Source organism: Arthrobacter wenxiniae (assembly GCF_013376105.1).
Classification (GTDB): Bacteria; Actinomycetota; Actinomycetes; order Actinomycetales; family Micrococcaceae; genus Specibacter; species Specibacter wenxiniae.
Genome location: NZ_JAAMFM010000013.1, coordinates 1 through 24653, shown reverse-complemented (window position 1 = coordinate 24653; position 24653 = coordinate 1). Strand labels below are relative to the sequence as shown.

Sequence of the window (24653 nt, the reverse complement as noted above, 5' to 3'; positions counted from 1 at the left end):
GTTCACGTTACCGCCGCCGTGTGCGCTTGTCGCCCTATGGACGGCTCCTGTTCGCTACCGGCAAAGGCCCCGGAAAGTCGCCAAATAGGGACCCGGCCGGAACCCCGCCGATTCACAGCGGGAACCCGGCGGCACACAGTAGGGTGGTGGGTGGTGCACAAGCGCAGGCCGCCTGTTCACGGGCGGCTGCGGCACGCCGACGCGAATTTAGAGGAACCTTGGAAAGGTCAAGTTATTGAGCCAGGAGAACCAGGACGCTGCGCCGCATCCTGTGGCGGACCCGGCGCCCCGCGATCGGCGCGTGTCCCTGATGGTGGTCTCCGGCGTCATCGCCGCGGTGCTGGCAGTGGCCGCCATGGCCATCCCGGTTCCGTACGTTGTTGAGTCCCCGGGCCCGGCCATCAACACGATCGGCAAAGTGGACGGCCAGGCCGTCATCAGCGTCACCGGCCACGAGAGCTACCCCGCCCGGTCGGGCACCCTCGACCTCACCACGGTCCACATGACCGGAGGCCTGCCGGACAGCGAAATCAACATCTTCGAAGCCCTCCAGGCATGGCTGGCGCCGTCGGACTCCATCTACCCGGCAGAACTCATCTACCCGCCGGGCGCCAGCCAGGAGGCCGTCAACAGCGAGAACTCCGCGGCCATGACCGGCTCCCAGGAAGACGCCACCGCTGCGGCCCTGAAAGCCCTGGGCATCGGCTACAAGACCGTCCTGGCGGTCGCCTCCGTGCCGTCCGACGGCGCCGCCGCCGGCATTCTCAAGCCCGACGACGTCCTCCTGACCATTGGCGGCAAGGCCATCACGGGCCTGCCCGTGATCCAGAATGCCCTTGCCGCCGGAAGGGGTGCGCCCATCGAGGTGGCTGTCCGGCGCGGCGGCACGGAGAAGACCGTCAGCATCACGCCGCGGGCCGGCAAGGACGGCAAGTACCTGCTCGGCATCGCCCTGCAAAACAAGTACACCTTCCCCTTCAAGGTGGACATCACGCTGAGCAACATTGGCGGGCCCAGCGCGGGCATGATGTTTGCCCTCGGCATCATGGACACCCTGACCAAGGGCGAGCTGACCGGGGGGAAGCACTTTGCCGGCACCGGAACCATCAGTCCCGACGGCACCGTGGGAGCCATCGGCGGCATCGCCCAAAAGATGGTTGGCGCGCAAAACAACGGGGCCGACTACTTTCTGGCCCCGGCCGCAAACTGCTCCGACGTGGTCGGCCACGTCCCCGACGGGCTTCACGTGGTCAAAGTCGCTACGCTGAAGGAAGCGTACGCCGCCGTGACCGCCATTGGATCCGGCGCGGACAGTTCAACGCTGCCCACGTGTAAATAACGATTGGGCATCGCGGGGAACTTCGCCGCGGAGCCGTTCGTGGCAGCATTAGTACCCTGGCCGCAGTGCCAGGCGCAGCACAGCACCGGCAGCACCCAGGTATCAGCAAACAGCAAACAGAGGTACGAGTGACATCCCGCCCAGCCCCTTCGCCGCACAACTCCGCCCGGCCCAGGCGCCGCAGCGCCCTCATGCCCACCATCATCGTTGTGGTGGCACTGGTCATCGCCCTGGTGATTTTTGCCGGCATCTACACCGACGCGCTCTGGTTCAGCCAGCTCGGCTACTCCACGGTCTTCTGGCGCGAAAAGCTGGCCAAGCTGGTGATCTTCGCCGCGGGGTTCCTGATCATGGGCGCCGGCGTGTACTTCTCCATCAGGGTCGCCTACCGGGCCCGGCCCATCTACGCCCCCGACAACCAGCGCGACGACAACCTCAACCGCTACCAGGCGCAGCTGGAGCCCGTCCGCCGGGTGGTGATGGTGGGCGTTCCCGTGGTGTTCGGGCTGTTTGCCGGCACCGCCGCCATGGCTCAGTGGGACAAGGTGCTGCTGTTCCTGTACCGGGTGCCGTTTGGCAAGACGGACCCGCAGTTCGGGCTGGACATCAGCTTCTACACCAACACGCTGCCGTTCCTTGGCTTCATCACCGGCCTGCTGATCAGCGTCACGGTGGTCTCCTTCATCGCCGGTCTGCTCACCCACTACCTGTACGGCGCCGTCCGCCTGGCCGAGCACGGGATCTTCACCTCGCGCAGCGCGCAAATCCACATGGCCGTGCTGGCCGCGGTGTTCCTGGTCCTGCTCGGCATCAACTTTTGGCTGGACACCTACGGGACGCTGCAAAACAACGGCGGCTACCGCGCCGGGGCCATGTTCACCGACGTCAACGCCGTCATCCCCACCAAGGCCATCCTGGCCGTGGCCGCCGTCATCGTGGCCGTCCTCTTCGTGGTGGCCGCGTTCCTTGGCCGCTGGAAGCTGCCCCTCATCGGCACCGGCATGCTGGTCATCACGGCCATCGTGGCGGGCGGCATCTACCCCTGGGCCATCCAGAGCCTGCAGGTCAAGCCGTCGGAGGGCGTGGTGGAGGCGCCGTACATCACGCGCAACATTGACGCCACCCGCCAGGCGTACGGGCTCTCCGACATGCAGGTGACCCCGTACAACGCAACGACGACGGCGACCCCGGGGGCCCTGCGCAAGGACGCGTCCACGGTGGCCAGCATCCGGCTGCTGGACCCCAACCTCATCTCCTCCACCTTTGCCCAGCTGGAACAGTACCGCCCGTATTACGAATTCCCCAAGACCCTCAACGTGGACCGCTACACGATTGACGGCAAGGTCCAGGACGCCGTGATCGCGGTGCGCGAGCTAAACCCGAACGGCATCAACCCCGGCCAGCAGAGCTGGTACAACCAGCACCTGGTCTACACCCACGGCTACGGCGTGGTGGCGGCCTACGGCAACACGGTCACCGCGGACGGCAAGCCCGTGTTCATGCAGTCCGGCGTTCCCTCGACCGGCGTGCTGGGCACAGACACCAGCTACCAGCCGCGCATTTACTTCGGCCAGTCCATGACCGAGTACTCCATTGTCGGCGCCCCGAAGGGTTCGACGCCCGTGGAGCTGGACCGCCCGCAGGGAACCACGCCGGCGTCAAAGGACAGCGCCAACACCTCCGGCGAGTCGATGACCACCTTCGCAGGCAGCGGCGGCCCGTCGCTGGGCAACTGGTTCAACCGCCTGATGTACGCCATGAAGTTCCAGTCCTCGGACCTGCTGCTGACCAACGGCGTCAACAGCCAGTCGCAGATCCTCTACGACCGCACCCCTGCCGAACGCGTCGCCAAGGTGGCGCCGTACCTGACCCTGGACGGCAACCCGTACCCCGCAGTCATTGACGGCCGGGTCAAGTGGATCGTGGACGGCTACACCACCAGCGCCGCCTACCCGTACTCGCAGCAGCAGCAGCTCCAGGAAGCCACCACGGACTCGCTGACCGCGACGGGCGGTGTGGGCGCCCTGCCGGCCGCGTCCGTGAACTACATCCGCAACTCGGTCAAGGCCACCGTGGACGCCTATGACGGTTCGGTCCAGCTGTACGCCTGGGACACCCAGGATCCCATCCTGAAGTCCTGGGAGAAGGTGTTCCCCGCCACGGTCAAGCCGTTCACGGAAATGTCCGGGGACCTGATGTCCCACGTGCGTTACCCGGAGGACCTGTTCAAGGTCCAGCGCGAGCTGCTGGGGCGCTACCACGTGACGGACGCCGGCAAGTTCTACGCCAACCAGGAAGCCTGGAGCGTTCCGGATGACCCCACCACGACGGCGGTTGACAAGCAGCCGCCCTACTACCTGTCGCTGCAGATGCCGGGCCAGACCAAGACGGCGTTTTCGCTGACCACCGACTTCATCCCCCAGGAGGTCCAGGGCACCGACTCCCGCAACATCCTGTACGGCTTCATGGCCGCCAACGGCGACGCCGGCAACGTCAAGGGCGTCAAGAGCCCCGACTACGGCAAGCTCCAGCTGCTGGAGCTGCCTGTGGACACGCAGGTGCCCGGACCCGGGCAGGTGCAGAACACCTTCCAGTCCGATCCGACGGTGTCCGAGCAGCTCAACGTGTTGAAACTCGGCCAGTCGGACGTCATCAACGGCAACCTGCTCACGCTGCCCATGGGCGGCGGGCTGCTCTACGTCCAGCCCGTCTACGTCAAGTCCACGGGCTCGACGTCGTACCCCACGCTCCAGCGCGTCCTCGTCGCCTTCGGCAACAAGATCGGCTATGCGGCCACGTTGAACGACGCGCTGGACCAGCTCTTTGGCGGCAACTCCGGCGCCTCCGCCGGCGACGCCAACGTCCAGAAGGCACCCGGGACGTCCGGCACCTCCACGGGAGGCTCCGGAGGCAGCACCAGCACCAACCCGGCCCTGGCGAAGGCGCTCAACGATGCCAGCCAGGCCATGAAGGACAGCCAGGCAGCACTGACCAAGGGCGACTTCGCCGCCTACGGCACGGCCCAAAAGGCGCTGCAGGCGGCCATTGACGCAGCCATTGCGGCGGAAGGCGCCGCCACCAAGGCAGCGCCGTCGCCCAGCGCCAAGGCCACGCCATCGCCCACCACCAAGCCGTAGCGGCTGGGGAAGCGGGATCCGGGGCACGCGACGAAGGTCACGTGCCCCGGATTTTGCGGGCCGCCCGCCCCGGGGTAAAGTGGGGATCACATCGCGGGGTGGAGCAGTTCGGTAGCTCGCCGGGCTCATAACCCGGAGGTCACAGGTTCAAATCCTGTCCCCGCAACGAAAAGGAAAGCCCCCGGTCTTCGGACCGGGGGCTTTCTGCCTTAACCCGGGCCCGGAGTACAGTGGGCGGAAAGGCCGTCACGGAGGGACCGGGAAAATGCCAGCCAAGGAATCGTCCACCGACCGGTCCGGCAGCCTGGCCGGGCGGACCATCGTGATGTCCGGCGGTTCCCGCGGAATCGGCCTGGCCATTGCCCTGCGGGCCGCGCGCGACGGCGCCAACGTGGTGCTCGTCGCCAAGACTGACAAGCCGGATCCGCGCCTGGAAGGCACCATCCACACGGCGGCGGCGGCCATTGAGGCCGCCGGCGGGCGGGTCCTGGCGGTGGTCGGCGACATCCGCAGCGACGAGACCATCTCGCGCGCCGTGGAGGGGGCGGTGACGGCGTTCGGGGGCATCGACGTCGTCCTCAACAACGCCAGCGTGCTCTCCGTGGCCGGGACCCTGGAACTGGCGCCCCGGCGGTACGACCTCATGCAGGACGTCAACACGCGGGGCACGTACATGCTCACCCGGGCCGCGCTGCCGCACCTGCTCACGGCCGAAAACCCGCACATCCTGACCCTCAGCCCGCCGCTGAACCTGGACCCCAAGTGGCTCGGGGCCCACCCCGCCTACACGCTGGCCAAGTACGGGATGACGCTGTGCGCGCTGTCCTTCGCCGCCGAGTTCGCGCAGCAGGGCGTGGCGTCGAACGCACTGTGGCCGCGCACCACCATCGCCACGGCCGCGGTGGCGAACATCCTGGGCGGCGCGGAGATGGTGCGCCGCTCACGCACCCCGGAGATCATGGCCGACGCCGCCCACGCCATCCTCACCACCCCCAGCCGCGAACTGACCGGGCAGGTCATCATTGACGAGGAATTCCTGCGGTCCCGCGGCACCAGCGACTTCGCGCGGTATGCCGTGGATCCTTCAGCGGAGCTGATGCCGGACCTATACGTGGACCCGTAGCCCCGCCCGGATCTGTGTTGCCGGTCGTCGACGAAAAACCCTGAAAATCGGCGAATTCGGTCCAACTTGTCCTCCACGGACACGCGGGGGCGGCGTCAGATCGCCGCGGCGGCGTCGCGGACCACCACCAGCAGCGTGCCCGCCAGCAGTGAATGGACCTGCGCCCGGCTGAGGGTTTTCCGCAGCAGCCACTCGCGGGCCCCGCTGCGCGCCAGCTGGACGTAGACCCGCATCATGGCCCGCACCTCCTCCTGCCCGGTGGCGCGCCCGGCCAGCCCCATGGCCTCCATGAGCCGCTCCACCGAGAGGTTCTCCGCCTCGATGAGGATGCGTTCCACGTCCGGGTCCCGGCCCATCCCGCCTGAGCCGAGCCCAAGCCACGTCCCCCCGGTGGCCGCCAGCGTGTCCAGGAACCACGTCACGGAGGCGTCGATCCGCTCCTGCAGCGTTCCCTCGGGCAGCGCGGCCACGGCCACCTCGGGCACGGTGGAGTTCAGCCGAACCACCTCCAGGTACAGTTCGCGCTTGTTGCCGAAATAGTGGTTGACCAGCCCGCGCGCCACGCCCGCCGCCGCGGCGATGTCCGTCGCGGAGACGTCCTCGTAGGGCCGCTGGGCGAACAGCCGCTGGGCACAGTCGAAGATCTGCCCGCGGCGCTGGTCCGGGGTGAGCCGCTGGCGCCGCTGCCCGGCCTCGCGGCCGGAATGGTCTATGCCGGAATGGTCGACGCCGGACCCGCCGTGGGCGGTCCGCCCCGCCTTGAGGGGGGGCTCCCCGGGCGCCGTCACGGCGCGCCTCCCGGGACGCGCCACGGCAACCAGGCCGGAATGTCCGCCGGCACGGTCCAGGGGAAGGACGGCGGCCGTTTTTCCAGGAATGACGCAACCCCCTCCCGGGCGTCGGCGCTGCCCTCCAGGCCTGAGATCAGGCGTGAGTCCACGGCGTGCGCGGGGTAGGGGGAGTCCAGGGCGCTGAGGCGGTTGAGCATCTGCCGGATCACGGCCGTCGAGACGGGGGACGTGTGGGAGATGAGGTCCCGGGCCAGGGCGTACGCAGCACCCAGCACGGCCTCGGGCTGGTGCACGGAGGTGACCAGTCCGGCGTCGAGCGCTTCCTGGGCGCCAAAGAGGCGCCCGGTCAGCATCCAGTCGGCGGCACGGGTCATGCCGACCAGCCGCGGCAGGTACCAGGTGGAGGCGCCCTCGGGAAAGATGCCGCGACGGCTGAACGGGAAGGAGAAGCGGGAATCGGTGGACGCCAGGCGGAAGTCACAGGAGAGCGTGATGGTGAGGCCGCCGCCCACGGCCACCCCGCGCAGGGCGGCGATGACGGGCTTGTCCAGGCCGAAGATTGTCTTGGAACAACGGCCGGCCGGCTCCTGCCAATCGTCCCCGTCGCCGTCGCCGGGCCGGAGGTTGAAGGCGCCGCCGCTGAGGTCAGCCCCGACGGAGAAGTCCGGGCCCGCACAGGTGAACACCACCACGCGGACCGAGGGGTCGGCGTCGGCCGCCTTGAAGGCGTGCTCAAGCTCGTTGGCCATGGCGGGCGTGTAGCCGTTGCGTGCTTCGGGGCGGTTGAGCGTGACGGTGGCGATCTGCTCCGACACCGTGGAGCCGATGGCTGTGTAGCTGGTCATGGGAACCGCTTTCGCTCGAAACGCCGGCAGGCTATTGACACGCTGTCAATAATTCTGCAGCATTGGCAGTATGTCAACCACCACGGTTTCCCCCAGCTGGATCGACGACGACCTGGCGGACGTCGCCCACCTGCTGAGGGACTTCTTTGCCAGGGAGGTGGCCCCGCGCGAGGAACAATTCCGCCAGCAGGGGTACCCCGACCGTGCGTTGTACCGCAGGGCCGGGGAGCTGGGACTGTGCGGCATGAGCATCCCGGAGGAGTACGGCGGCGGAGGCGGCACCTTTGCCAACCTGGCGCTGCTGCTGCAGGAACAAACCGCGGCGGGTGCCGGCAGCCTGGGCTTTGCCGTCAGCGAAGGGATCGTGGCCCACTACCTGCTGGCCTACGCCAGGGAGGAGCAGAAGCTGCGCTGGCTCCCGAAGCTGTGCAGCGGCGAATGGGTGGGCGCCATCGCCATGACCGAGCCCGGCGCGGGCTCCGACCTCCAGGCCATCACCACCCGGGCCCGCCGCGAGGGGGAGCACTACGTGGTGAACGGCTCGAAGACCTTCATCTCCAACGGCCAGCTGTGCGACCTGGTGGTCATCGCCGCCAAGACCGACACCACGCAGGGTGCCAGGGGCATCTCCCTGCTGGTGGCGGAGGTGGGCGCGGGCACCCCCGGGTTCACCCGCGGGCGCAACCTGGACAAGATCGGGCTGAAGGGGCAGGACACCTCGGAACTTTTCTTCGAGGACCTGCGCATCCCCGCCGCAAACGTCCTGGGCGGCGCGGAAGGACAGGGCTTCTTCCAGCTGATGAACCAGCTGTCCCAGGAGCGGCTCATCACCGCCATCCTGGCACAATCCATCAGCGAAGCCGCGGTCCGCGCCGCACTGGACTACACCAAGACACGCGAGGCGTTTGGCAAGCCGCTCTTCGAACTGCAAAACACCCGCTTCGAACTGGCCGAGTGCGCCACCATCACGCGCGTCAACCGCGTCTTCCTGGACGACTGCATCACCCGGCACGTCAATGGCGGGCTGGATGCGGCCACGGCGTCCATGGCCAAGTACTGGCTCACAGACAGGACCGGGGAGGTGGTGGACCGCTGCCAGCAGCTCTTCGGCGGCTACGGCTACTGCCTGGAATACCCGATCGCCGGCATGTACGCGGACAACCGGGTGCTGCGCGTCCTGGCGGGCGCCAACGAGGTCATGAAGGAGCTCATCGCCCGCTCCCTGTAAGCCCCGGACCTAGCAACGAACCACTGAAAGGACTTGGCCAGCTGTGAGCGCACCAGGATCACCGGAAGCATTTGTCTACGACGCCATCAGGACGCCCCGCGGCCGCGGCAAGAAGGGATCGCTGCACGGCACCAAGCCGGTGGACCTGGTGGTGGGCCTGATCAACGAGCTCCGAAAACGCCACCCCGGCCTGGACGAGAACCTGGTGGACGACCTCATCCTCGGCGTCGTCTCGCCCATCGGTGACCAGGGCGCGGTCATTGCCCGCACCGCCGCGCTCGCCGCCGGCATGCCCAACACCGTGGCGGGGCTGCAGATCAACAGGTTCTGCGCCTCGGGGCTGGAGGCCGTCAACACCGCCGCCCAAAAGGTCCTCTCCGGCTGGGACCAGTTGATCATCGCCGGCGGGGTGGAGTCCATGTCCCGCGTGCCCATCGGGTCCGACGGCGGCGCCTGGGCCATGGACCCGGCCACCAACTACGACACCTACTTTGTGCCCCAGGGCATCGGGGCCGACCTCATCGCCACCATTGAGGGCTTCAGCCGCACCGACGTGGACGCCTACGCCGTGCGCTCGCAGCAGCTCGCGGCCCGGGCCTGGACGGAGGGCCGCTTCGCGAACTCGGTGGTCCCGGTCCGGGACCGCAGCGGCCTGGTGGTGCTCGACCATGACGAGCACATGCGCCCCGAGTCCACGGTGGAATCCCTGGGGGCACTCACGCCGTCGTTTGCGGCCATGGGCGCTGGCGGCGGCTTTGACGCCGTAGCCCTGCAAAAGTTCCACAGCGTGGAGCGCATCAACCACGTCCACACCGCCGCCAACTCCTCCGGCATCGTGGACGGCGCGGCCCTGGTCCTGGTGGGCAGCGCGGCGATGGGGGAGCGGCTGGGCCTGTCGCCGCGCGCCCGGATCACGGCCACGGCCACCTCCGGCGCCGACCCCACCATCATGCTCACCGGCCCCACCCCGGCCACCGAAAAGCTGCTGAAGACGGCCGGCCTGACGGTGGAGGACATCGACCTCTTCGAGATCAACGAGGCCTTCGCCGCAGTGGTCCTGAAATTCCAAAAGGACCTCGGCATCCCGGAGCAGAAACTGAACGTGAACGGCGGCGCCATCGCCATGGGCCACCCGCTGGGCGCGACCGGGGCCATGATCCTGGGCACCGTGCTGGACGAGCTGGAACGCCGCGACGCGCACCGGGCTGTCATCACGCTCTGCATTGGCGGCGGCATGGGCGTGGCAACCTTGATCGAGAGGGTCTGACGAAATGACGCACACCTTGAGCACCATCCGCTGGGACCGGGACGCCGACGGCGTCGTCATCTTGACCATGGATGATCCGGACCAGTCGGCGAACATCATGAATGAGGCCTACGCGGCGTCCATGCAGGCCGCCGTGGCGCGGCTGGTGGCGGAGAAGGACACGCTCACCGGCGTCATCCTGACCTCCGCCAAGAAGACGTTCTTCGCCGGCGGGGACCTCAACGACCTCGTCAAGGCCGGGCCCGGCGACGCGCAGCGGGTTTTTGAGCTTGGCCAGGCCATCAAGGCGCCGCTGCGCGCATTGGAAACGCTGGGCAGGCCCGTGGTGGCGGCCCTCAACGGCGCGGCCCTCGGCGGCGGGCTCGAAATTGCCCTGGCCGCCCACCACCGGATTGCCGCGGACACCCCGGGCTCCGTGATCGGGCTGCCCGAGGTCACGCTGGGCCTGCTGCCCGGCGGCGGCGGCATCGTGCGGACCGTGCGCCTCATGGGCCTGGCCGACGCCCTCACCAAGGTCCTGCTGCAGGGCCGCCGGTACAAGCCGCGCGAGGCACGGGACATCGGGCTCGTGGACGAAGTGGTGGATACCGCGGCGGAACTGGTCCCCGCCGCCAAGGCCTGGATCGCCGCCCACCCGGACGCCGTCCAGCCCTATGACGTGCCCGGCTACCGGATCCCCGGAGGCACGCCCGCATCGCCGGCGCTCGCCGCTGTCCTGCCGTCCTTTCCGGCGAAGCTGCGCGAGGACCTGAAGGGCGCGAACTACCCGGCGCCCCGGGCCATCCTGGCGGCCGCCGTCGAAGGCAGCCAGGTGGACATCGACACCGCCCTGGAAATTGAGTCCCGGTACTTCGTCGAAGTGGTTGCCGGGCAGGTCTCCACCAACATGATCAAGGCGTTCTTCCTTGACATGGCGCACATCAAGGCCGGCGGCAGCCGCCCGGCCGGCCATGACAGGCACACGGCCAAAAAAGTGGCAGTGCTCGGCGCCGGCATGATGGGCGCCGGCATCGCGTACGTGTGCGCCCGTGCCGGCCTGGACGTGGTGCTCAAGGACGTTTCCCTCGAGGCGGCCCGGCACGGCAAGGACTACTCGCGCGGCCTGACCGAAAAGGCCGTGGCCCGCGGCCGGTCCACGCAGGCGGACGCGGAGGCGCTGCTGGCCAGGATCACCCCCACAGGGAGCGCCGCGGACGTGGCCGGGGCGGACCTGGTGATCGAGGCCGTGTTTGAAAATGTGGAGGTGAAGCACAAGGCCTTCCAGGAGATCGAGGGCCTGGTGGCCGGCGGCGCCGTCCTGGCCTCCAACACCTCCTCGCTGCCCATCAGCCAGCTGGCCGAGGGCGTGCGGAACCAGCCGGACTTCATCGGCCTGCACTTCTTCTCCCCCGTGGAGAGGATGCCGCTGCTGGAAATCATCGCCGGGAAGAACACCTCGGATGAAACCCTGGCCCGGGCCTTCGACATAGCCAGGCAGCTCCGCAAGACGCCCATTGTGGTCAACGATTCCCGCGGCTTCTTCACCAGCCGCGTCATCGGCACCTTCCTGAACGAGGCCATCGCCATGGTGGGCGAGGGCATTTCCGCCGCGTCGGTGGAGCAGGCCGGCGCCCAGGCCGGCTACCCGGCCCCTCCGCTGCAGCTGGCCGACGAGCTGAACCTGACCCTGATGTCCAAGATCCAGCAGGAGACCAAGGCGGGGCTGGCGCGCGACGGCGGTCCCCAGACGTACCAGCACCACCCCGCCTACGACCTCCTGGACCGGATGGTCGGGGAGTTCCAGCGCACGGGAAGGCTGGGCGGCGCCGGGTTCTACAACTACGCCGACGGCCACCGCACCGGGCTCTGGGAAGGCCTGGCCGAAACCTGGGGCGGCACGGCGCAGGTCCCCTTCGAGGACATGAAGGAGCGCATGCTCTTCGCCGAATCCCTGGAAACCGTCAAGTGCCTGGACGAGGGTGTGCTGCGCAGCGTGGAGGACGCCAACGTCGGCTCGATCCTGGGCATTGGCTTCCCCGGCTGGACGGGCGGCGTGGTGCAGTTCATGAACGGGTACGCCGGCGGCCTGCCGGGCTTTGTGGCCAGGGCCCGCGAACTGGCCGCCCGGTACGGGGAGCGCTTCCTGCCTCCGGAATCCCTCGTGGCCAAGGCCGGACGCGGGGAGCAGTACTGATGGCGACCCCGGCGGAATCCCCGGCGGACGCCCGGGCGGCGGCCGCGGGGCGGGAGAACCGCTGGAAGGCGTTCACGGTGGACAGGACGGGCGCACCCGGAGTGGCCGTGGTCCGCCTGGCCGGCCCCGGGCGCGGCAACATGATGGGCCTGGACTTCTGGGACGAGCTGCCCCGGCTGATCGGCGGGCTCGACGCCGACGCCTCCGTCCGGGCAGTGGTCCTCACCGGCACCGGGAAGCACTTCAGCGTGGGGCTCGACGTGCAGGAAGTCCTGGGCCCCTGGCTGGGGCGGCTCGGTGCCGAAAGCGGCCCCACGGCCGCGGCCCGCGGCGAGCTGCTGCGGTTGATCGGCCGGCTCCAGGACGGCATCACGGCCGTGGCCGCGTGCCGCAAGCCCGTCATCGCGGCGGTCTCCGGCTGGTGCATCGGCGGCGGCGTGGACCTCATCAGCGCCGCCGACGTCCGGCTGGCCTCCGCCGGCGCGCAGTTCAGTATCAGGGAGGCCAGGCTGGCCATCGTGGCCGACGTCGGCAGCCTGCAGCGGCTGCGCGGCATCATCGCCGAGGGCCACCTGAGAGAGCTGGCATTGACCGGCAAGGACATCGGCGCGGAACGCGCGGAAAGGATCGGCCTCGTCAACGCCGTCCTCCCCGACCCGGAAGCGCTCCTGGCCGCCGCGCTGGGGATGGCCGCGGAGATGGCCGCCAACTCGCCGCTGGCAGTGGCCGGCACGAAGGCAGTGCTGAACGACGACCGGGAGGAACGGATCGCCCGCGGGCTGCGCCACGTGGCCCTCTGGAACTCCGCGTTCCTGCACAGCGCGGACCTGGTGGAGGCCGTCACGGCGCTGGGGGAGCACCGGCCGGCCGAGTTCCAGGGAAGGTGAGTGCCGGCGTCGGGCCCCGACGGCGCTGGACGCCCGCTGCGCTGGCAGCCGGCGGGCCGGATGGGGCGCAAGCAAACGCTTCACAAAACTGCGTTGTCTGACCGTCGACAAGGATCAAGGAGTCACCGTGTATCTGACCCAAGGACTGCACCGCTCGCTGCAGGCCACGCCCCACGGCGTTGCCACCATCTACAAGGACAGGCGGCGCAGCTACGTTGAGCACGCCGACAGGGTGGCGCGCCTGGCCGGGGCCCTGCAAAGGCTCGGCGTGGCCGCCGGGGACAGGGTGGGCATTGTGTCGCTGAACAGTGACCGCTTCGCCGAGTACCTGGTGGCCGTGCCGTGGGCCGGGGCGGCGGTGGTGCCCGTCAACATCCGCTGGAGCCCCGCCGAGGTGGCCTACGCCATGAACGATTCCGGCACCAGGGTCCTGCTGCTCGACGACGCCTTCGCGCCGGTGGCGGACGTGCTGCGGGACAAGGCGCCAGGGGTGGAAACCTACATACACTGCGGCGACGGCCCCGCCCCGGAAGGCATGCTTTCCTACGAGGACCTGGTGGCCGGCACGGAACCGGTGGACGACGCCCGCCGGCAGGGGGACGACCTCGCCGGCATCTACTACACCGGCGGCACCACCGGCTTCCCCAAGGGCGTCATGCTCAGCCACACGAACCTGGTCACCTCCGGCCTGGGCACCGTGGCCAGCGGGGAGCTGCTGGAGGCAGGGGCCACGCTGCTGCACGCGGCGCCCATGTTCCACCTCGCCGACCTCGCCGCCTGGAGCGGTCTGACCATCCTGGGCGGCACGCACCTCATGGTGCCGTTCTTTGAACCCGTCTCCGTCATGGCCGCCATCCAGGAACACCGGCCCACGGACGTCCTGCTGGTGCCCACCATGATCCAGATGCTCGTGGACCACCCGGACACCGCCCGCTACGACCTCTCCTCCCTGCAGCGCATGCTGTACGGGGGCTCCTCCATTTCCGAGGGCGTGCTCAAGCGCACCATGGCGCTGCTGCCGCGGCTGCGCCTGGTCCAGGCCTACGGGCAGACGGAGGCCGCGCCGGTCATCACGCTGTTGCTGCCGAATGACCACCACGGAGACTGGCTGCGCTCCGGTGGCCGGGCCGCGCCGCATTCCGAGGTGGCCGTGCTGGACCTCGACGGGCGTCCGGCGGCGGCGGGCGTGGTGGGCGAGATCTGCTGCCGCGGCGCCCACGTCATGCAGGGCTACTGGAACAACCCGGAACAGAGCGCCGAGGCGCTGCGCGGGGGCTGGCTGCACACCGGGGACCTCGGCTACGTGGACGCCGACGGATTTGTCTTTGTGGTGGACCGGCTCAAGGACATGATCATCACCGGCGGTGAAAACGTGTACTCGGCAGAGGTGGAAAACGCACTCAGCAAGCACCCGGCCGTGGCGTCCTCCGCCGTCATCGGGGTGCCGGACGCGAACTTCGGCGAGCGCGTCCACGCCGTGGTGGTGCTGGCCGCCGGCGCCGCCGCGACGGGCGGGGAGCTGGCGGAATTCTGCGGGGAACACATTGCCCGGTACAAGGTGCCGCGCAGCTTTGAATTCCTTGACGCGCTGCCCATGTCCGGGGCGGGCAAGATCCTCAAGCGCGACCTGCGGGACAGCCATGCGGCGGCGCATGCGGACTCCGCGGCTGGGGTCTAGGGCCACTCCGTGGGCGGGCCGTTGCAGGGGCTGAAGGTGGTGGAGCTCTCCGGGCTGGGGGCGGCGCCCCACGCCGCCATGATGCTGGCCGACCTGGGCGCCGAGGTGGTGCGGGTGGTGGGGCCCGCCCCTCCCGTGGGCGGGTACGACGTCGTCACGCACCTCCAACGTTCCCGCACCACCGTCCGGGCGAACCTGAAGGTGCCCTCGGAACTGGCTTCCGTGCGCGCACTGCTGGCGCAGGCGGACGTCCTGCTCGAGGGCTTCCGCCCCGGCACCACCGAGCGGCTGGGGCTGGGGCCGGCGGAATGCCTGGCCGCCAACCCCCGGCTGGTCTATGCGCGCATGACCGGCTGGGGCCAGGACGGGCCGCTGGCACAACGGGCCGGGCACGACATCAACTACATTGCCCTGACCGGGGCCCTGCACGCGATGGGCCCGGCGGGGCAGCCCGTCCCGCCCCTGAACCTGGTGGGCGACTTCGGCGGCGGCTCCATGTTTGCGCTCACCGGGATCCTCGCCGCCCTGTGGGAACGGGAACGCTCCGGGCTGGGCCAGGTGGTGGATGCGGCCATGGTGGACGGCGTCAGCGTCCTGTCGCAGATCATCCTGGAACTGCGCTCGGTGGGGATGTGGAACGATGCGCGCGGAAGCAACCTGCTGGACGGCGGCGCCCCCTTCTACCGCACCTATCAATGCGCCGATGGCGGATTTGTCGCCGTGGGTGCCATTGAGCCGCAGTTCCATGCCGTGCTGCTGGCCGGGCTGGGCCTGGCCGCGGCGGCGCTGCCGGACCGGGACGACCCCTCCCAGTGGCCCGCGCTGGCCGAGGTGCTGGGCGCGGCCTTCGCCACGCGCACCCGGGACGAATGGGCGGACGCCTTTGACGGCACCGACGCCTGCGTCACCCCCGTGCTGAGCTATGCGGAAGCGGCGAAAGCGCCGCACCTGGCCGTCCGGGGCACGCTCTCCGGCTCGGGCCGGCACGTGGTGGCCGCGCCCGCCCCGCGGTTCTCACGCTCCGGCCCCGCCAGCGCCCCCGGGCCGGGCACGCTGCCCGGGCCGGGGGCGGCAGCACCGGCGGACGCCGACATCCACGCCATCACCAGCTCCTGGAGGACGCCATGACCACTGCGACGACCACTGTGACGGGCCACGCGCAGTTCGCCGCCTGGCAGGAGGGCTCCATGCCGCCCGTGGAGGAGGTTCGCCCCGGGGTGTGGTCCATCCCCGTGCCGTTCCCGAACAACCCCATGCGCTACACCATCGCCTACCTGCTGGCGGGGGACGGCGGCGCCGCACTCGTGGACCCCGGCTGGGACTCGGACGAAGGATGGGAAGCGCTTAAGGCAGGGCTCAGGACGGCGGGGGCGGCGCCGTCGGACATCACCGGCGTGGTGGTCACCCACTACCACCCGGACCACCTGGGCATGGCCGCGCGGCTGCGGGCGGTCGGGCGGGCCTGGATGGCGCTGGGCGAGCACGAGCCGGTGCCGTCGCAGTTCTCCGCCGGCACCGGGGACTTTGTGGCGGCGGACCTGGCCCAGTTCACGGCCTGGGGCGTGCCGGCGGCGCAGCTGGACGCCGTGACCTTTCGCGAACACCAATGGGCGGCGCTGCGCGGCATCGCGGAACCGGAGCTCAGGCTGCCCGACGGGGCGCTGCTGCCCGTCGCCGGGCTGGACGTGCGGGTCCTGGCCACGCCCGGCCACACGCCGGGGCACATCTGCCTGGTCGACGCCGCCAACCGGCTCATCCTCACCGGCGACCACGTGCTGCCGCGCATCACCCCGCACGTCTCGCTGGAGGCCCACGGCCGGGACAACCCCGTGGCGGACTACCTTGCCTCGCTGGAGCGCATGGCGGCCGCGGCGGACATGGAGGTGCTGCCCGCGCACGAATACCGCTTCCGGGGCCTGCCGGCGAGGGTGGCCGAGCTGAAAAAGCACACCCTGGAACGCTCCCGCGAGGTCGAGGGACTGCTGGCCGCGGGAGCCGCGCGGACGGTGTGGGACGTGGCCCGCGGGCTGACGTGGTCGCGCGGCTTCGGCTCGCTGCGCCGCTTCACCCTGCGCCTGGCCCTGGCCGAAACCGCCAGCCACCTGGTCTACCTGCGCTCGCAGGGCGTGCCCGTGGACATCGACGTCCCCCGCGGCGCCCCCGGGGCTACAGCGGGTCGGGGCGCGGCGCGGGGTCGGTGAAGTCTCCGGCGGCGCGGCGGAAGCGGGCCAGGATGCCGGTCATGCTGCGCAGCTCCCCCACGGGGATGCCGGGCCGTTCAAACACCTGTTCATTGAGCACCTCGGTGGCCTTCTCCACCAGGGCGCGGCCCGGGCCGGTCAGCACCACCAGCGTGGCCCGGCCGTCCGTCGGGTGGGCCTCGCGCCGGACAAAGCCGTCCCGCTCCAGCCGGTCCACGACATTGGTGATGCTCGTGGGATGGACCTGCAGGCGGACGCTGGCGCTGGCCATCGGCAGGGCGCCGTCGCGCGTGAAGGACAGCAGCCGCAACAGCTCCAGCCTCGCATAGGAGAGGCCCAGCGGCTTGAGGACGGCGTCCACGCGGCTGTACATGAGCTGGTGGGCGCGCATCACGGAGGAATACGCGGCCATGCCGTCCGCCGCGTCGGCCCAGCCGTGGGCTATCCACTGCCGCCTGGCTTCCGCAATGGGGTCCATGGGCAGCGGTGCTCCGGGGGCCATGGCGTGTCCTTCCTCGCGGCGGGCGGTGGCGGGCGTACAACCGCCCTTCCCAAACAATTTACTCGGGGTACCTAGTAAATGCTAGCAGTTCCTAGTAATCTGGCCGCAGAACACTTTCTACGCGAAGGGGCTGTCCATGAAGATCGTGGTGTTGATCAAGCAGGTGCCTGACACGGCCGACGAGCGCACGCTGGACCCGGAGACGGGCTGGCTCAACCGCGACGCCGGGGACAACATCGTTGACGAGATCAACGAGCGAGCCCTGGAGGTTGCCCTCCGCGTGAAGGACGGCGACAAGTCCACCGAGGTGGTGGTGCTGGCCATGGGGCCGGAGGAGGCGTCCAAGGCCATCCGCAAGGCACTGTCCATGGGGGCCGACTCCGGCATCCACGTCCTGGACGGTTCCCTGGCCGGCGCCGACGCGGCGCGCACGGCCGCCGTGCTGGCCGCGGCCCTCAAGGACGCCGGCGCGGACGTCATCGTGGCCGGCAACGAGTCGACCGACGGCCGCGGCGGCGTGGTGCCGGCCATGGTGGCCGAGCACCTGGGCCTGCCGCTCGTCGGGTCCCTCGCGTCCCTGGAAATCGTCCCCGGCACGGTGTCCGGGGAGCGGCAGGGCGAATCCGGCACGCTGTCCGTCAGCGCCGCGCTGCCCGCCGTCGTGACCGTCACCGAGCGCAGCGCCGAGGCCCGCTTCCCCAACTTCAAGGGCATCCTGACGGCCAAGCGCAAGCCCGTCGCCACCCTCTCCCTCGCGGAGCTGGACGTGCAGGCCACGCCGGCCCGCGCCGTGATCCTCTCCCACAGCGAGCGCCCGCCGCGCACTGCCGGCACAAAGATCGTCGACGAGGGCAATGCCGGCACGCAGCTGGCCGACTACCTCGTTGAAAACCGTTTGGTCTAGGAAGGGCTGGGCATGGCGAACATACTTGCATTGATTGAATTGACCCACCAGGGTGCCGTGGCCGGATCGGCGCGGGGGCTGCTGGCGGCCGCCGCGTCGCTCGGCACCCCCGTGGCCGTGGTGGCGTCCCCCGCCGCTCTGGCGGACGACGTCGTCTCGCACCTCGGTGCGCTGGGCGCGTCGGCGGTGTACCAGGGCGTGGGTGCGGACGCCGCATCGGTGCTCGGCACGCCGGCCGTGGACGCACTGGAGCATGCGGTGGAGGCGCTGTCGCCCGCCGCCGTGCTGGCCGCCAACTCCGTGGACGGCCGCGAGGTGGCCGCCCGCCTGGCTGTGCGCACCGGCGGGGCCCTGCTGGTGGACGCCGTGGCTGTCCGGGTCGACGGGGACCGGATCGTGGCCGGACACTCGGTGTTTGGCGGCAGCTACGACGTCGAGTCGGCGGTGGAGGGCGGACTGCCCGTCATCACCATCCGCCAGGGCGCCATTGAGGGCGGCGCGCCCGCCGCAGCACCGGAGATGTCGACGGTGGAGCTGGGCCCAGCAACCGGAGCCCGCATCGACGCCGTCAATGACGCGCCGGTCGCCGCGGGCCGCCCCGAGCTGCGCGGCGCCAAGACGGTGGTCTCCGGCGGGCGCGGGCTCGGCTCCCGGGAAAATTTTGCCCTCGTGGAGCAGCTCGCCGACGCCCTGGGCGCGGCGGTCGGGGCCTCGCGGGCCGCCGTCGACGCCGGCTTTGTGGAGCAGACGGCCCAGGTGGGCCAGACCGGCGTAAGCGTCTCGCCCCAGCTTTACATAGCCTTGGGGATCTCCGGCGCCATCCAGCACCGGGCCGGCATGCAGACGGCCAAGACCATTGTGGCCATCAACAAGGACGCGGACAGCCCCATCTTTGACGTGGCCGACTTCGGCATTGTGGGCGACGTCTTCACGGTGGTCCCGCAATTGATCGAGGCGCTGGCGGCCCGCTCGCACCAGGGCTGAGACGACTGTTACGGCCGATGGCTGCCCACGCCCGCGCAGCTGTTACAAATAGACGTTGGAAGCCACCGCCGGAATGCGGTTACTGTGGCAGCGGAAGCGTTCTTGAAAGAGGTATGAGGATCCATGACGACCCCCACGAAGAAGCAGCCCCGGAGCAGGTGGGCCACACCGGCCCTGGTTGCCGGCGCCATTGTCCTTGGCCTGCTGGTCCTGGTGCTGGCCGCCCGCTGGTTCACGGGCCTTGACGGCGTGAAATCGTGGATGGTGAGCTACCCGGGGCAGTCTGAGCTCCCGGCCACCACGCCCGTCGGCTTTCCGGCGTGGTTGGGCTGGCAGCACTTTTTGAACATGTTCTTCATTGTGCTGATCATCCGCTCCGGCTGGCAGGTGCGCACCGCCAAGCGGCCGCCGGCGCACTGGATCCGCAACAACAAGGGCCTGATCAGGACAAGGAACGCGCCCGTCAAGATCAGCCTGGACCTCTGGTTCCACCTGACGCTGGACGCCCTGTGGGTGCTCAACGGGCTCATCTTCATCATCGTCATTTTCGCCACGGGGCAGTGGCTGCGGATCGTGCCCACCACCTGGGACGTGTTCCCCAATGCCATTTCCGCCGGGCTGCAGTACCTGTCCCTGAACTGGCCCACGGAGAACGGCTGGGTGAACTACAACTCGCTGCAGCTGCTGACCTACTTCGCCACGGTGTTCATTGCCGCGCCGCTGGCCATCCTCACGGGCATCCGCATGTCCGGCGCGTGGCCCAAAAATGCCAAGCGGCTGAACAGGTTCTACCCGGTTGAACTTGCCCGCCTGGTGCACTTTCCGGTCATGGTCTACTTTGTCCTGTTCATCATTGTCCACGTGACACTGGTGCTGGCCACGGGGGCCCTCCGGAACCTCAACCACATGTACGGCGCCAGCGACGCCGTCAACTGGTGGGGCTTTGGCATCTTTGCCTTGTCCCTGCTGTTCACCGCCGGTGCGTGGTTCGCGGCCCGGCCCCTGTTCCTGCGGCCCATCGCCTCACTGACCGGCAAGGTCACCAAGTAAGCTGGCCGCCCGGCCCACCCGCGCCGGGCAGGAACCCAGGACGGGCCCACCCAACTGCCCGGAAATGTCAAAGGAGACGCCATGGAAAACCTGACCGAAGACCAACACGCCATTGTAGAGATGGTGCGTGACTTCGCCGCGACGGCGCTGGCCCCGCACGCCGCCGCATGGGACGAGGCGAAGCACTTTCCCGTGGACGTGCTGGCCGAGGCCGGGGCTCTTGGCATGGGCGGCATTTACGTGGGGGAGGAGTACGGCGGCTCCGGCATGACCCGCACCGACGCGGTGCTGATCTTTGAGGAACTGGCAGCGGCGGACCCGTCCATCGCCGCCTACATCTCCATCCACAACATGGTGGCATGGATGATTGACGCCTTTGGCAACGACACCCAGCGCGCCGCCTGGCTGCCCGGACTGACGGCCATGACGGAGCTGGGCAGCTACTGCCTGACCGAACCCGGCGTGGGGTCCGACGCCGGCGCACTCACCACCCGCGCCGTGCGCGACGGCGACCACTACGTCATCAATGGCACAAAACAATTCATCTCCGGTGCCGGTTCCTCCGCCTGGTACATCGTGATGGCCCGCACCCAGGACACGGGCAGCCACGGCATCACCGCCATCGTCGTCCCGGACGGCACGCCCGGTTTGTCCTTCGGCGCGGAGGAAAAAAAGATGGGCTGGCGTGCGCAGCCCACCCGGCAGGTGGTGTTAGAGGACGTCCGCGTCCCGGTGACCAACCGCCTCGGCGAGGAGGGCGACGGCTTCGGCATCGCCATGAAGGGGCTCAACGGCGGCCGCGTCAACATTGGCGCCTGCTCGCTGGGCGGCGGCCGTGCCGCCTTCGCCAAGTCGGTTGCCTACCTGAAGGAGCGCCAGGCGTTTGGCGGCCCGCTCATCAAACAGCAGCACCTGCTGTTTGAACTGGCGGACATGGACACCGAACTGGAAACCGCCCGCACCATGCTCCTGCGCGCCGCGGAAGCCCTGGAGACCGGCGCGCCGGACACGGTGAAGCTGTGCGCCATGGCCAAGCGGGTCGCCACCGACGCCGGATTCCATGTCGCCAACCAGGCGCTGCAGCTCCACGGGGGCTACGGCTACCTCTCCGAGTACGGGCTGGAAAAGATTGTCCGTGACCTGCGCGTCCACCAGATCCTGGAGGGCAGCAATGAGATCATGCGCTTGATTGTGGGCCGGCTGGCGGTCGAAGACTAGGGTGTTGGAGACTGGAACATGGAGGAGGCGCAGATGACAGACACCGACGTTTTGCTGCAGCGCACCGGGCATCTTGGCCACGTCGTGCTGAACCGGCCGCAGGCCATGAACGCCCTCAACCACGGCATGATCCAGGCCGTGGCGGCCGCGCTGGATGCCTGGGAAACCGACGACGGCGTGGCAACGGTGTTGATCTCGGGCGCCGGTGAGCGGGGCCTGTGCGCCGGCGGGGACATCGTCTCGATCTACCACGACGCCCGCACCGGCGGGAACCAGAGCGAACAATTCTGGCGCGACGAATACCACCTCAACGCCCGTATCAAGCGCTACCCGAAGCCCGTTGTCGCGTTCATGGACGGCGTGGTGCTGGGCGGCGGGGTCGGCATTTCCGCGCACGCCTCCCATCGCGTGGTCACCGAACGCTCGAGGATCGGCATGCCGGAGACCGGGATCGGATTTGTCCCGGACGTCGGCGGGACGTACCTGCTCTCCCGCGCCCCGGGCGAACTGGGCACGCACGCCGGGCTCACCGGGACCATGGTCAGCGGCGCGGACGCCGTCGCCATGGGCCTGGCCGACCACTTTGTCGATTCCTCGCTGCTGCCCACGCTGGCAGCCGAGCTGGCCGGGCGCAACGCCAGCTCCGCCGTCGCACGCCACGGGCAGGAACCGCCGGAATCCGCCCTCCTCGCGGCCCGGGCCTGGATTGACGACGCCTATTCCGCGGACGACGCCGTCACCATCGTCAAGCGCCTGGCCGGCTCCGGCGTCCCGGAGGCGGAGAAGGCGGCGGCCACCATTGCGGCGAAGTCGCCCACCGCGGTGACGGTCACGCTGGAGGCCCTCCGCCGGGCGCGCGTGCTCGGGTCGCTGGAGGAGGTGCTCGACCAGGACATGCGGGTGTCGCTGCGGGCCCTGCGCTGGCCCGACTTTGCCGAGGGCATCAGGGCGCAGCTGGTGGACAAGGACCGCAACCCGGCCTGGCGGCCGGCCGCCCTGGCGGACGTGCCGGCGGACGTGGTGAAGCGGACATTTGAGAGCCTGGGCCCGGACGAACTCGGGTTGGGAAACGCACGGAACGGATCGGTGAAGGTGCCATGAGCAGCGAAGCAGCACGCAGGACAATCGGTTTTATCGGCCTGGGCCACATGGGCGGGCCCATGGCGGCCAACCTGGTCAGGGCCGGCTACCCGGTGACGGGATTCGACGTCGTCCCCGAGGCGCTGGAGGCGGCACAGGCCGCGGGCGTGGCAGTCGCTTCGTCCTCCGCGGAGGCGGCGTCCGGGGCCGACGTGGTGATCACCATGCTGCCCGCCGGCAAGCACGTCTTTGCCGCGTATGAGGGCGAGGGCCCCGGCGGCGGGCTGCTGGCCGCGGCCAAGCCGGGGTCCCTGTTCCTGGAGTGCTCCACCATTGCGGTGGAGGACGCCCGGACCGCCCACGAGCTCGCGCTGGCGGCGGGCCACCACAGCCTGGACGCGCCGGTCTCCGGCGGCGTCATGGGCGCCGAGGCGGGCACCCTGACGTTCATGGTGGGCGGAACCGCGGAGGACTTTGCCGACGCGGCGGAGATCCTCGAGGTCATGGGCAAGCGGATTGTGCACTGCGGCGGGGCCGGAGCCGGGCAGGCCGCCAAGGTGTGCAACAACATGATCCTGGGCGTGTCCATGATCGCCGTCAGCGAGGCCTTTGTGCTGGGCGAAAAGCTGGGGCTCACGCACCAGGCGCTGTTTGACGTCGCCGCGAACGCCTCCGGGCAGTGCTGGGCGCTGACCACCAACTGTCCCGTCCCCGGGCCCGTGCCCGCCAGCCCCGCCAACCGCGACTACCAGCCCGGCTTTGCCGGCGCGCTCATGGCCAAGGACCTCGGCCTGGCTGTGGAGGCCCTCAACGCCACCGGCACGGCCGCCTCCCTGGGCCGGGCGGCGGAGGAAATCTACCGCCACTTCGCCCTTGACGGCGGCGCCGGCACGGACTTCTCCGGCATCATCAACACCATCCGGCAGGCGTCCGAGGGGCTGGCCACCCTGGACACCGACTCCTGACCCCCGCCTTGGACCCTGAACTGAACGGAACTACATCCACATGACTCAATACTCCCTGATCCTTGCCGAGCAACGTGGCCGGGTTGGCCTGATCACGCTCAACCGGCCCGAGGCCCTCAACGCCCTCAGCGACGCCATGGGCCGGGAGATCCTCGCGGCCGCGCAGGCGTTCGACGCCGATCCCGGCGTGGGCGCAATCGTCATCACCGGCTCCTCCCGGGCGTTTGCGGCCGGCGCCGACATCAAGGAAATGGCCGAAAAGTCGGCCGTGGAGATGTACCAGCTGGACTGGTTCGCCGCCTGGGACGCCCTGGCCCGCGTCCGCACCCCGCTGATTGCCGCCGTCGCCGGGCACGCCCTGGGCGGCGGCTGCGAGCTGGCCATGATCGCCGACTTCATCATCGCCGCGGACAACGCCAAGTTCGGCCAGCCGGAAATCAAGCTTGGCGTCATCCCCGGCATGGGCGGATCGCAACGGCTGACCCGCGCCGTTGGAAAGGCGAAGGCCATGGAAATGGTCCTGACCGGGCGGGTCATGGGCGCGGCCGAGGCCGAGCAGGCCGGGCTGGTGGCCCGCGTGGTCCCCGTGGACTCGCTGCTCGACGACGCGCTGGAGACCGCCGCCGTGGTCGCCTCCATGTCCCTGCCCGCCGCCATGACCGCGAAGGATGCCGTCAACGCCGCCTACGAACTGACCCTGGCGGAAGGCGTGCGCCTGGAACGCCGCCTCATCTTCTCCTGCTTCGCCACCGAGGACCAGAAGGAAGGCATGGCGGCGTTTACCGAAAAGCGCGCCGCGGAGTTCAAGCATCGGTGATTGAGCCCGCCCCGGTGGTCGAGCTGCGAGCCCTTCCGGTGGTCGAGCAGCGAGCTCTGCGAGCGCGTCGAGACCCTCACCCCGGCGCTCGAGCAGCGAGCCCTTCCGGTGGTCGAGCAGCGAGCCCTTCCGGTGGTCGAGCAGCGAGCCCTGCGAGCGCGTCGAGACCCTCACCCCGGTGGTCGAGCAGCGAGCCCTGCGAGCGCGTCGAGACCCTCACCCAGCCCAGGTGCTCGAGCTGCCCTTCGTTGCCCGAGCGCTGCAGGTGGCCGCATGTTTCCCCAGCGGCTCCCCACCCCCGAGTTGGTGATTTGGCCCTGGCGCATGTACTGTTGAGGACGCAACGCGGGGTGGAGCAGTTCGGTAGCTCGCCGGGCTCATAACCCGGAGGTCACAGGTTCAAATCCTGTCCCCGCAACCATGATGAGGAAAGCCCCCGGCCAACTGGCCGGGGGCTTTCCGTT

Annotated in this window: 20 protein-coding genes and 2 tRNA genes; 19 read left to right on the top strand and 3 right to left on the bottom strand. The window is 69.5% G+C overall.

Annotated elements, in window-relative coordinates; genetic code table 11:
- Positions 1–235: 235 nt before the first annotated feature.
- The 4 genes from G6034_RS10200 to G6034_RS10185 all read left to right on the top strand — a co-directional run bounded on the left by G6034_RS10200 (position 236) and on the right by G6034_RS10185 (position 5599).
- Positions 236–1339, top strand: coding sequence for a YlbL family protein (locus tag G6034_RS10200; protein WP_246295627.1), 1104 nt, complete (start codon positions 236–238; stop codon positions 1337–1339).
- Between the two features lie 191 nt (positions 1340–1530).
- Positions 1531–4476 carry a UPF0182 family membrane protein gene (locus G6034_RS10195; protein ID WP_176635072.1) on the top strand — a complete coding sequence of 982 codons (2946 nt, stop codon included), beginning with the start codon at positions 1531–1533 and terminating at the stop codon, positions 4474–4476.
- 92 nt (positions 4477–4568) lie between these two features.
- Positions 4569–4642: transfer RNA gene (locus G6034_RS10190), tRNA-Met, on the top strand.
- 99 nt (positions 4643–4741) lie between these two features.
- On the top strand, positions 4742–5599 hold the full coding sequence (locus tag G6034_RS10185) for an SDR family oxidoreductase (protein WP_176635005.1): 858 nt from the start codon (positions 4742–4744) through the stop codon (positions 5597–5599).
- Between the two features lie 95 nt (positions 5600–5694).
- Here G6034_RS10185 and G6034_RS10180 read toward each other — a convergent pair whose 3' ends face one another.
- Positions 5695–6387, bottom strand: a complete 693-nt coding sequence (locus G6034_RS10180; RefSeq protein ID WP_218063797.1) for a TetR/AcrR family transcriptional regulator — start codon at positions 6385–6387, stop codon at positions 5695–5697.
- Positions 6384–7235, bottom strand: a complete 852-nt coding sequence (locus tag G6034_RS10175; RefSeq protein WP_176635004.1) for an enoyl-CoA hydratase-related protein — start codon at positions 7233–7235, stop codon at positions 6384–6386. The genes G6034_RS10180 and G6034_RS10175 overlap by 4 nt, the downstream gene beginning before the upstream one ends.
- Before the next feature lie 70 nt (positions 7236–7305).
- On the opposite strand from G6034_RS10175, the gene G6034_RS10170 reads away from it, so the two are divergent.
- The 7 genes from G6034_RS10170 to G6034_RS10140 all read left to right on the top strand — a co-directional run bounded on the left by G6034_RS10170 (position 7306) and on the right by G6034_RS10140 (position 16669).
- Positions 7306–8463, top strand: a complete 1158-nt coding sequence (locus G6034_RS10170) for an acyl-CoA dehydrogenase family protein (RefSeq protein ID WP_176635003.1) — start codon at positions 7306–7308, stop codon at positions 8461–8463.
- 43 nt (positions 8464–8506) lie between these two features.
- The gene (locus G6034_RS10165) at positions 8507–9730 is read left to right on the top strand and encodes an acetyl-CoA C-acetyltransferase (RefSeq protein WP_176635002.1); all 1224 of its coding nucleotides are present in this window, start codon (positions 8507–8509) and stop codon (positions 9728–9730) included.
- A 4-nt stretch (positions 9731–9734) separates the two neighbouring features.
- Positions 9735–11903, top strand: coding sequence for a 3-hydroxyacyl-CoA dehydrogenase NAD-binding domain-containing protein (locus G6034_RS10160; RefSeq protein ID WP_176635001.1), 2169 nt, complete (start codon positions 9735–9737; stop codon positions 11901–11903).
- Positions 11903–12790 carry a crotonase/enoyl-CoA hydratase family protein gene (locus tag G6034_RS10155; RefSeq protein WP_176635000.1) on the top strand — a complete coding sequence of 296 codons (888 nt, stop codon included), beginning with the start codon at positions 11903–11905 and terminating at the stop codon, positions 12788–12790. Before G6034_RS10160 ends, G6034_RS10155 begins: the two co-directional genes overlap by 1 nt.
- 127 nt (positions 12791–12917) lie before the next feature.
- A complete protein-coding gene (locus G6034_RS10150; RefSeq protein ID WP_176634999.1) occupies positions 12918–14468 on the top strand; it encodes a long-chain-fatty-acid--CoA ligase in 1551 nt (516 codons plus the stop codon).
- 9 nt (positions 14469–14477) lie between these two features.
- A complete protein-coding gene (locus tag G6034_RS10145) occupies positions 14478–15596 on the top strand; it encodes a CoA transferase (RefSeq protein ID WP_176634998.1) in 1119 nt (372 codons plus the stop codon).
- Positions 15593–16669: an MBL fold metallo-hydrolase gene (locus G6034_RS10140; protein ID WP_176634997.1), complete on the top strand. Its 1077-nt coding sequence runs from the start codon at positions 15593–15595 to the stop codon at positions 16667–16669. The genes G6034_RS10145 and G6034_RS10140 overlap by 4 nt, the downstream gene beginning before the upstream one ends.
- On the opposite strand, the gene G6034_RS10135 is transcribed toward G6034_RS10140, so the two are convergent.
- Positions 16635–17171: a MarR family transcriptional regulator gene (locus G6034_RS10135; protein ID WP_176634996.1), complete on the bottom strand. Its 537-nt coding sequence runs from the start codon at positions 17169–17171 to the stop codon at positions 16635–16637. The genes G6034_RS10140 and G6034_RS10135 overlap by 35 nt on opposite strands.
- A gap of 136 nt (positions 17172–17307) precedes the next feature.
- Between G6034_RS10135 and G6034_RS10130 the strand changes: the two genes are divergently transcribed.
- The 8 genes from G6034_RS10130 to G6034_RS10095 all read left to right on the top strand — a co-directional run bounded on the left by G6034_RS10130 (position 17308) and on the right by G6034_RS10095 (position 24610).
- Positions 17308–18075 (top strand): electron transfer flavoprotein subunit beta/FixA family protein, encoded by a 768-nt coding sequence (locus tag G6034_RS10130; RefSeq protein ID WP_176634995.1) that lies wholly within the window; start codon positions 17308–17310, stop codon positions 18073–18075.
- A 12-nt stretch (positions 18076–18087) separates the two neighbouring features.
- Positions 18088–19059: an electron transfer flavoprotein subunit alpha/FixB family protein gene (locus G6034_RS10125; protein WP_176634994.1), complete on the top strand. Its 972-nt coding sequence runs from the start codon at positions 18088–18090 to the stop codon at positions 19057–19059.
- A 123-nt stretch (positions 19060–19182) separates the two neighbouring features.
- Positions 19183–20109 carry a cytochrome b/b6 domain-containing protein gene (locus G6034_RS10120; protein ID WP_176634993.1) on the top strand — a complete coding sequence of 309 codons (927 nt, stop codon included), beginning with the start codon at positions 19183–19185 and terminating at the stop codon, positions 20107–20109.
- Between the two features lie 81 nt (positions 20110–20190).
- Entirely contained in the window at positions 20191–21327 is a 1137-nt protein-coding gene (locus tag G6034_RS10115) for an acyl-CoA dehydrogenase family protein (RefSeq protein WP_176634992.1), read from the top strand.
- A 33-nt stretch (positions 21328–21360) separates the two neighbouring features.
- Positions 21361–22428, top strand: a complete 1068-nt coding sequence (locus G6034_RS10110) for an enoyl-CoA hydratase/isomerase family protein (RefSeq protein WP_246295626.1) — start codon at positions 21361–21363, stop codon at positions 22426–22428.
- Positions 22425–23372 carry a 3-hydroxyisobutyrate dehydrogenase gene (mmsB, locus tag G6034_RS10105; protein ID WP_176634990.1) on the top strand — a complete coding sequence of 316 codons (948 nt, stop codon included), beginning with the start codon at positions 22425–22427 and terminating at the stop codon, positions 23370–23372. Before G6034_RS10110 ends, mmsB begins: the two co-directional genes overlap by 4 nt.
- A 40-nt stretch (positions 23373–23412) precedes the next feature.
- Positions 23413–24189 (top strand): enoyl-CoA hydratase, encoded by a 777-nt coding sequence (locus tag G6034_RS10100; protein ID WP_176634989.1) that lies wholly within the window; start codon positions 23413–23415, stop codon positions 24187–24189.
- A gap of 344 nt (positions 24190–24533) precedes the next feature.
- Positions 24534–24610: transfer RNA gene (locus G6034_RS10095), tRNA-Met, on the top strand.
- The last annotated feature ends 43 nt before the right edge of the window (positions 24611–24653 follow it).

Excerpts from the sequence above, each read along its gene's own strand:
- G6034_RS10195 (WP_176635072.1), top strand. The coding sequence starts at position 1,531 with ATGCCCACCATCATCGTTGTGGTGGCACTGGTCATCGCCCTGGTGATT.
- G6034_RS10185 (WP_176635005.1), top strand. The coding sequence starts at position 4,742 with ATGCCAGCCAAGGAATCGTCCACCGACCGGTCCGGCAGCCTGGCCGGG.
- G6034_RS10175 (WP_176635004.1), bottom strand. The coding sequence starts at position 7,235 with ATGACCAGCTACACAGCCATCGGCTCCACGGTGTCGGAGCAGATCGCC.
- G6034_RS10170 (WP_176635003.1), top strand. The coding sequence starts at position 7,306 with ATGTCAACCACCACGGTTTCCCCCAGCTGGATCGACGACGACCTGGCG.
- G6034_RS10160 (WP_176635001.1), top strand. The coding sequence starts at position 9,735 with ATGACGCACACCTTGAGCACCATCCGCTGGGACCGGGACGCCGACGGC.
- G6034_RS10155 (WP_176635000.1), top strand. The coding sequence starts at position 11,903 with ATGGCGACCCCGGCGGAATCCCCGGCGGACGCCCGGGCGGCGGCCGCG.
- G6034_RS10140 (WP_176634997.1), top strand. The coding sequence starts at position 15,593 with ATGACCACTGCGACGACCACTGTGACGGGCCACGCGCAGTTCGCCGCC.
- G6034_RS10135 (WP_176634996.1), bottom strand. The coding sequence starts at position 17,171 with ATGGCCCCCGGAGCACCGCTGCCCATGGACCCCATTGCGGAAGCCAGG.
- G6034_RS10130 (WP_176634995.1), top strand. The coding sequence starts at position 17,308 with ATGAAGATCGTGGTGTTGATCAAGCAGGTGCCTGACACGGCCGACGAG.
- G6034_RS10125 (WP_176634994.1), top strand. The coding sequence starts at position 18,088 with ATGGCGAACATACTTGCATTGATTGAATTGACCCACCAGGGTGCCGTG.
- G6034_RS10120 (WP_176634993.1), top strand. The coding sequence starts at position 19,183 with ATGACGACCCCCACGAAGAAGCAGCCCCGGAGCAGGTGGGCCACACCG.
- G6034_RS10115 (WP_176634992.1), top strand. The coding sequence starts at position 20,191 with ATGGAAAACCTGACCGAAGACCAACACGCCATTGTAGAGATGGTGCGT.
- G6034_RS10110 (WP_246295626.1), top strand. The coding sequence starts at position 21,361 with ATGACAGACACCGACGTTTTGCTGCAGCGCACCGGGCATCTTGGCCAC.
- mmsB (WP_176634990.1), top strand. The coding sequence starts at position 22,425 with ATGAGCAGCGAAGCAGCACGCAGGACAATCGGTTTTATCGGCCTGGGC.
- G6034_RS10100 (WP_176634989.1), top strand. The coding sequence starts at position 23,413 with ATGACTCAATACTCCCTGATCCTTGCCGAGCAACGTGGCCGGGTTGGC.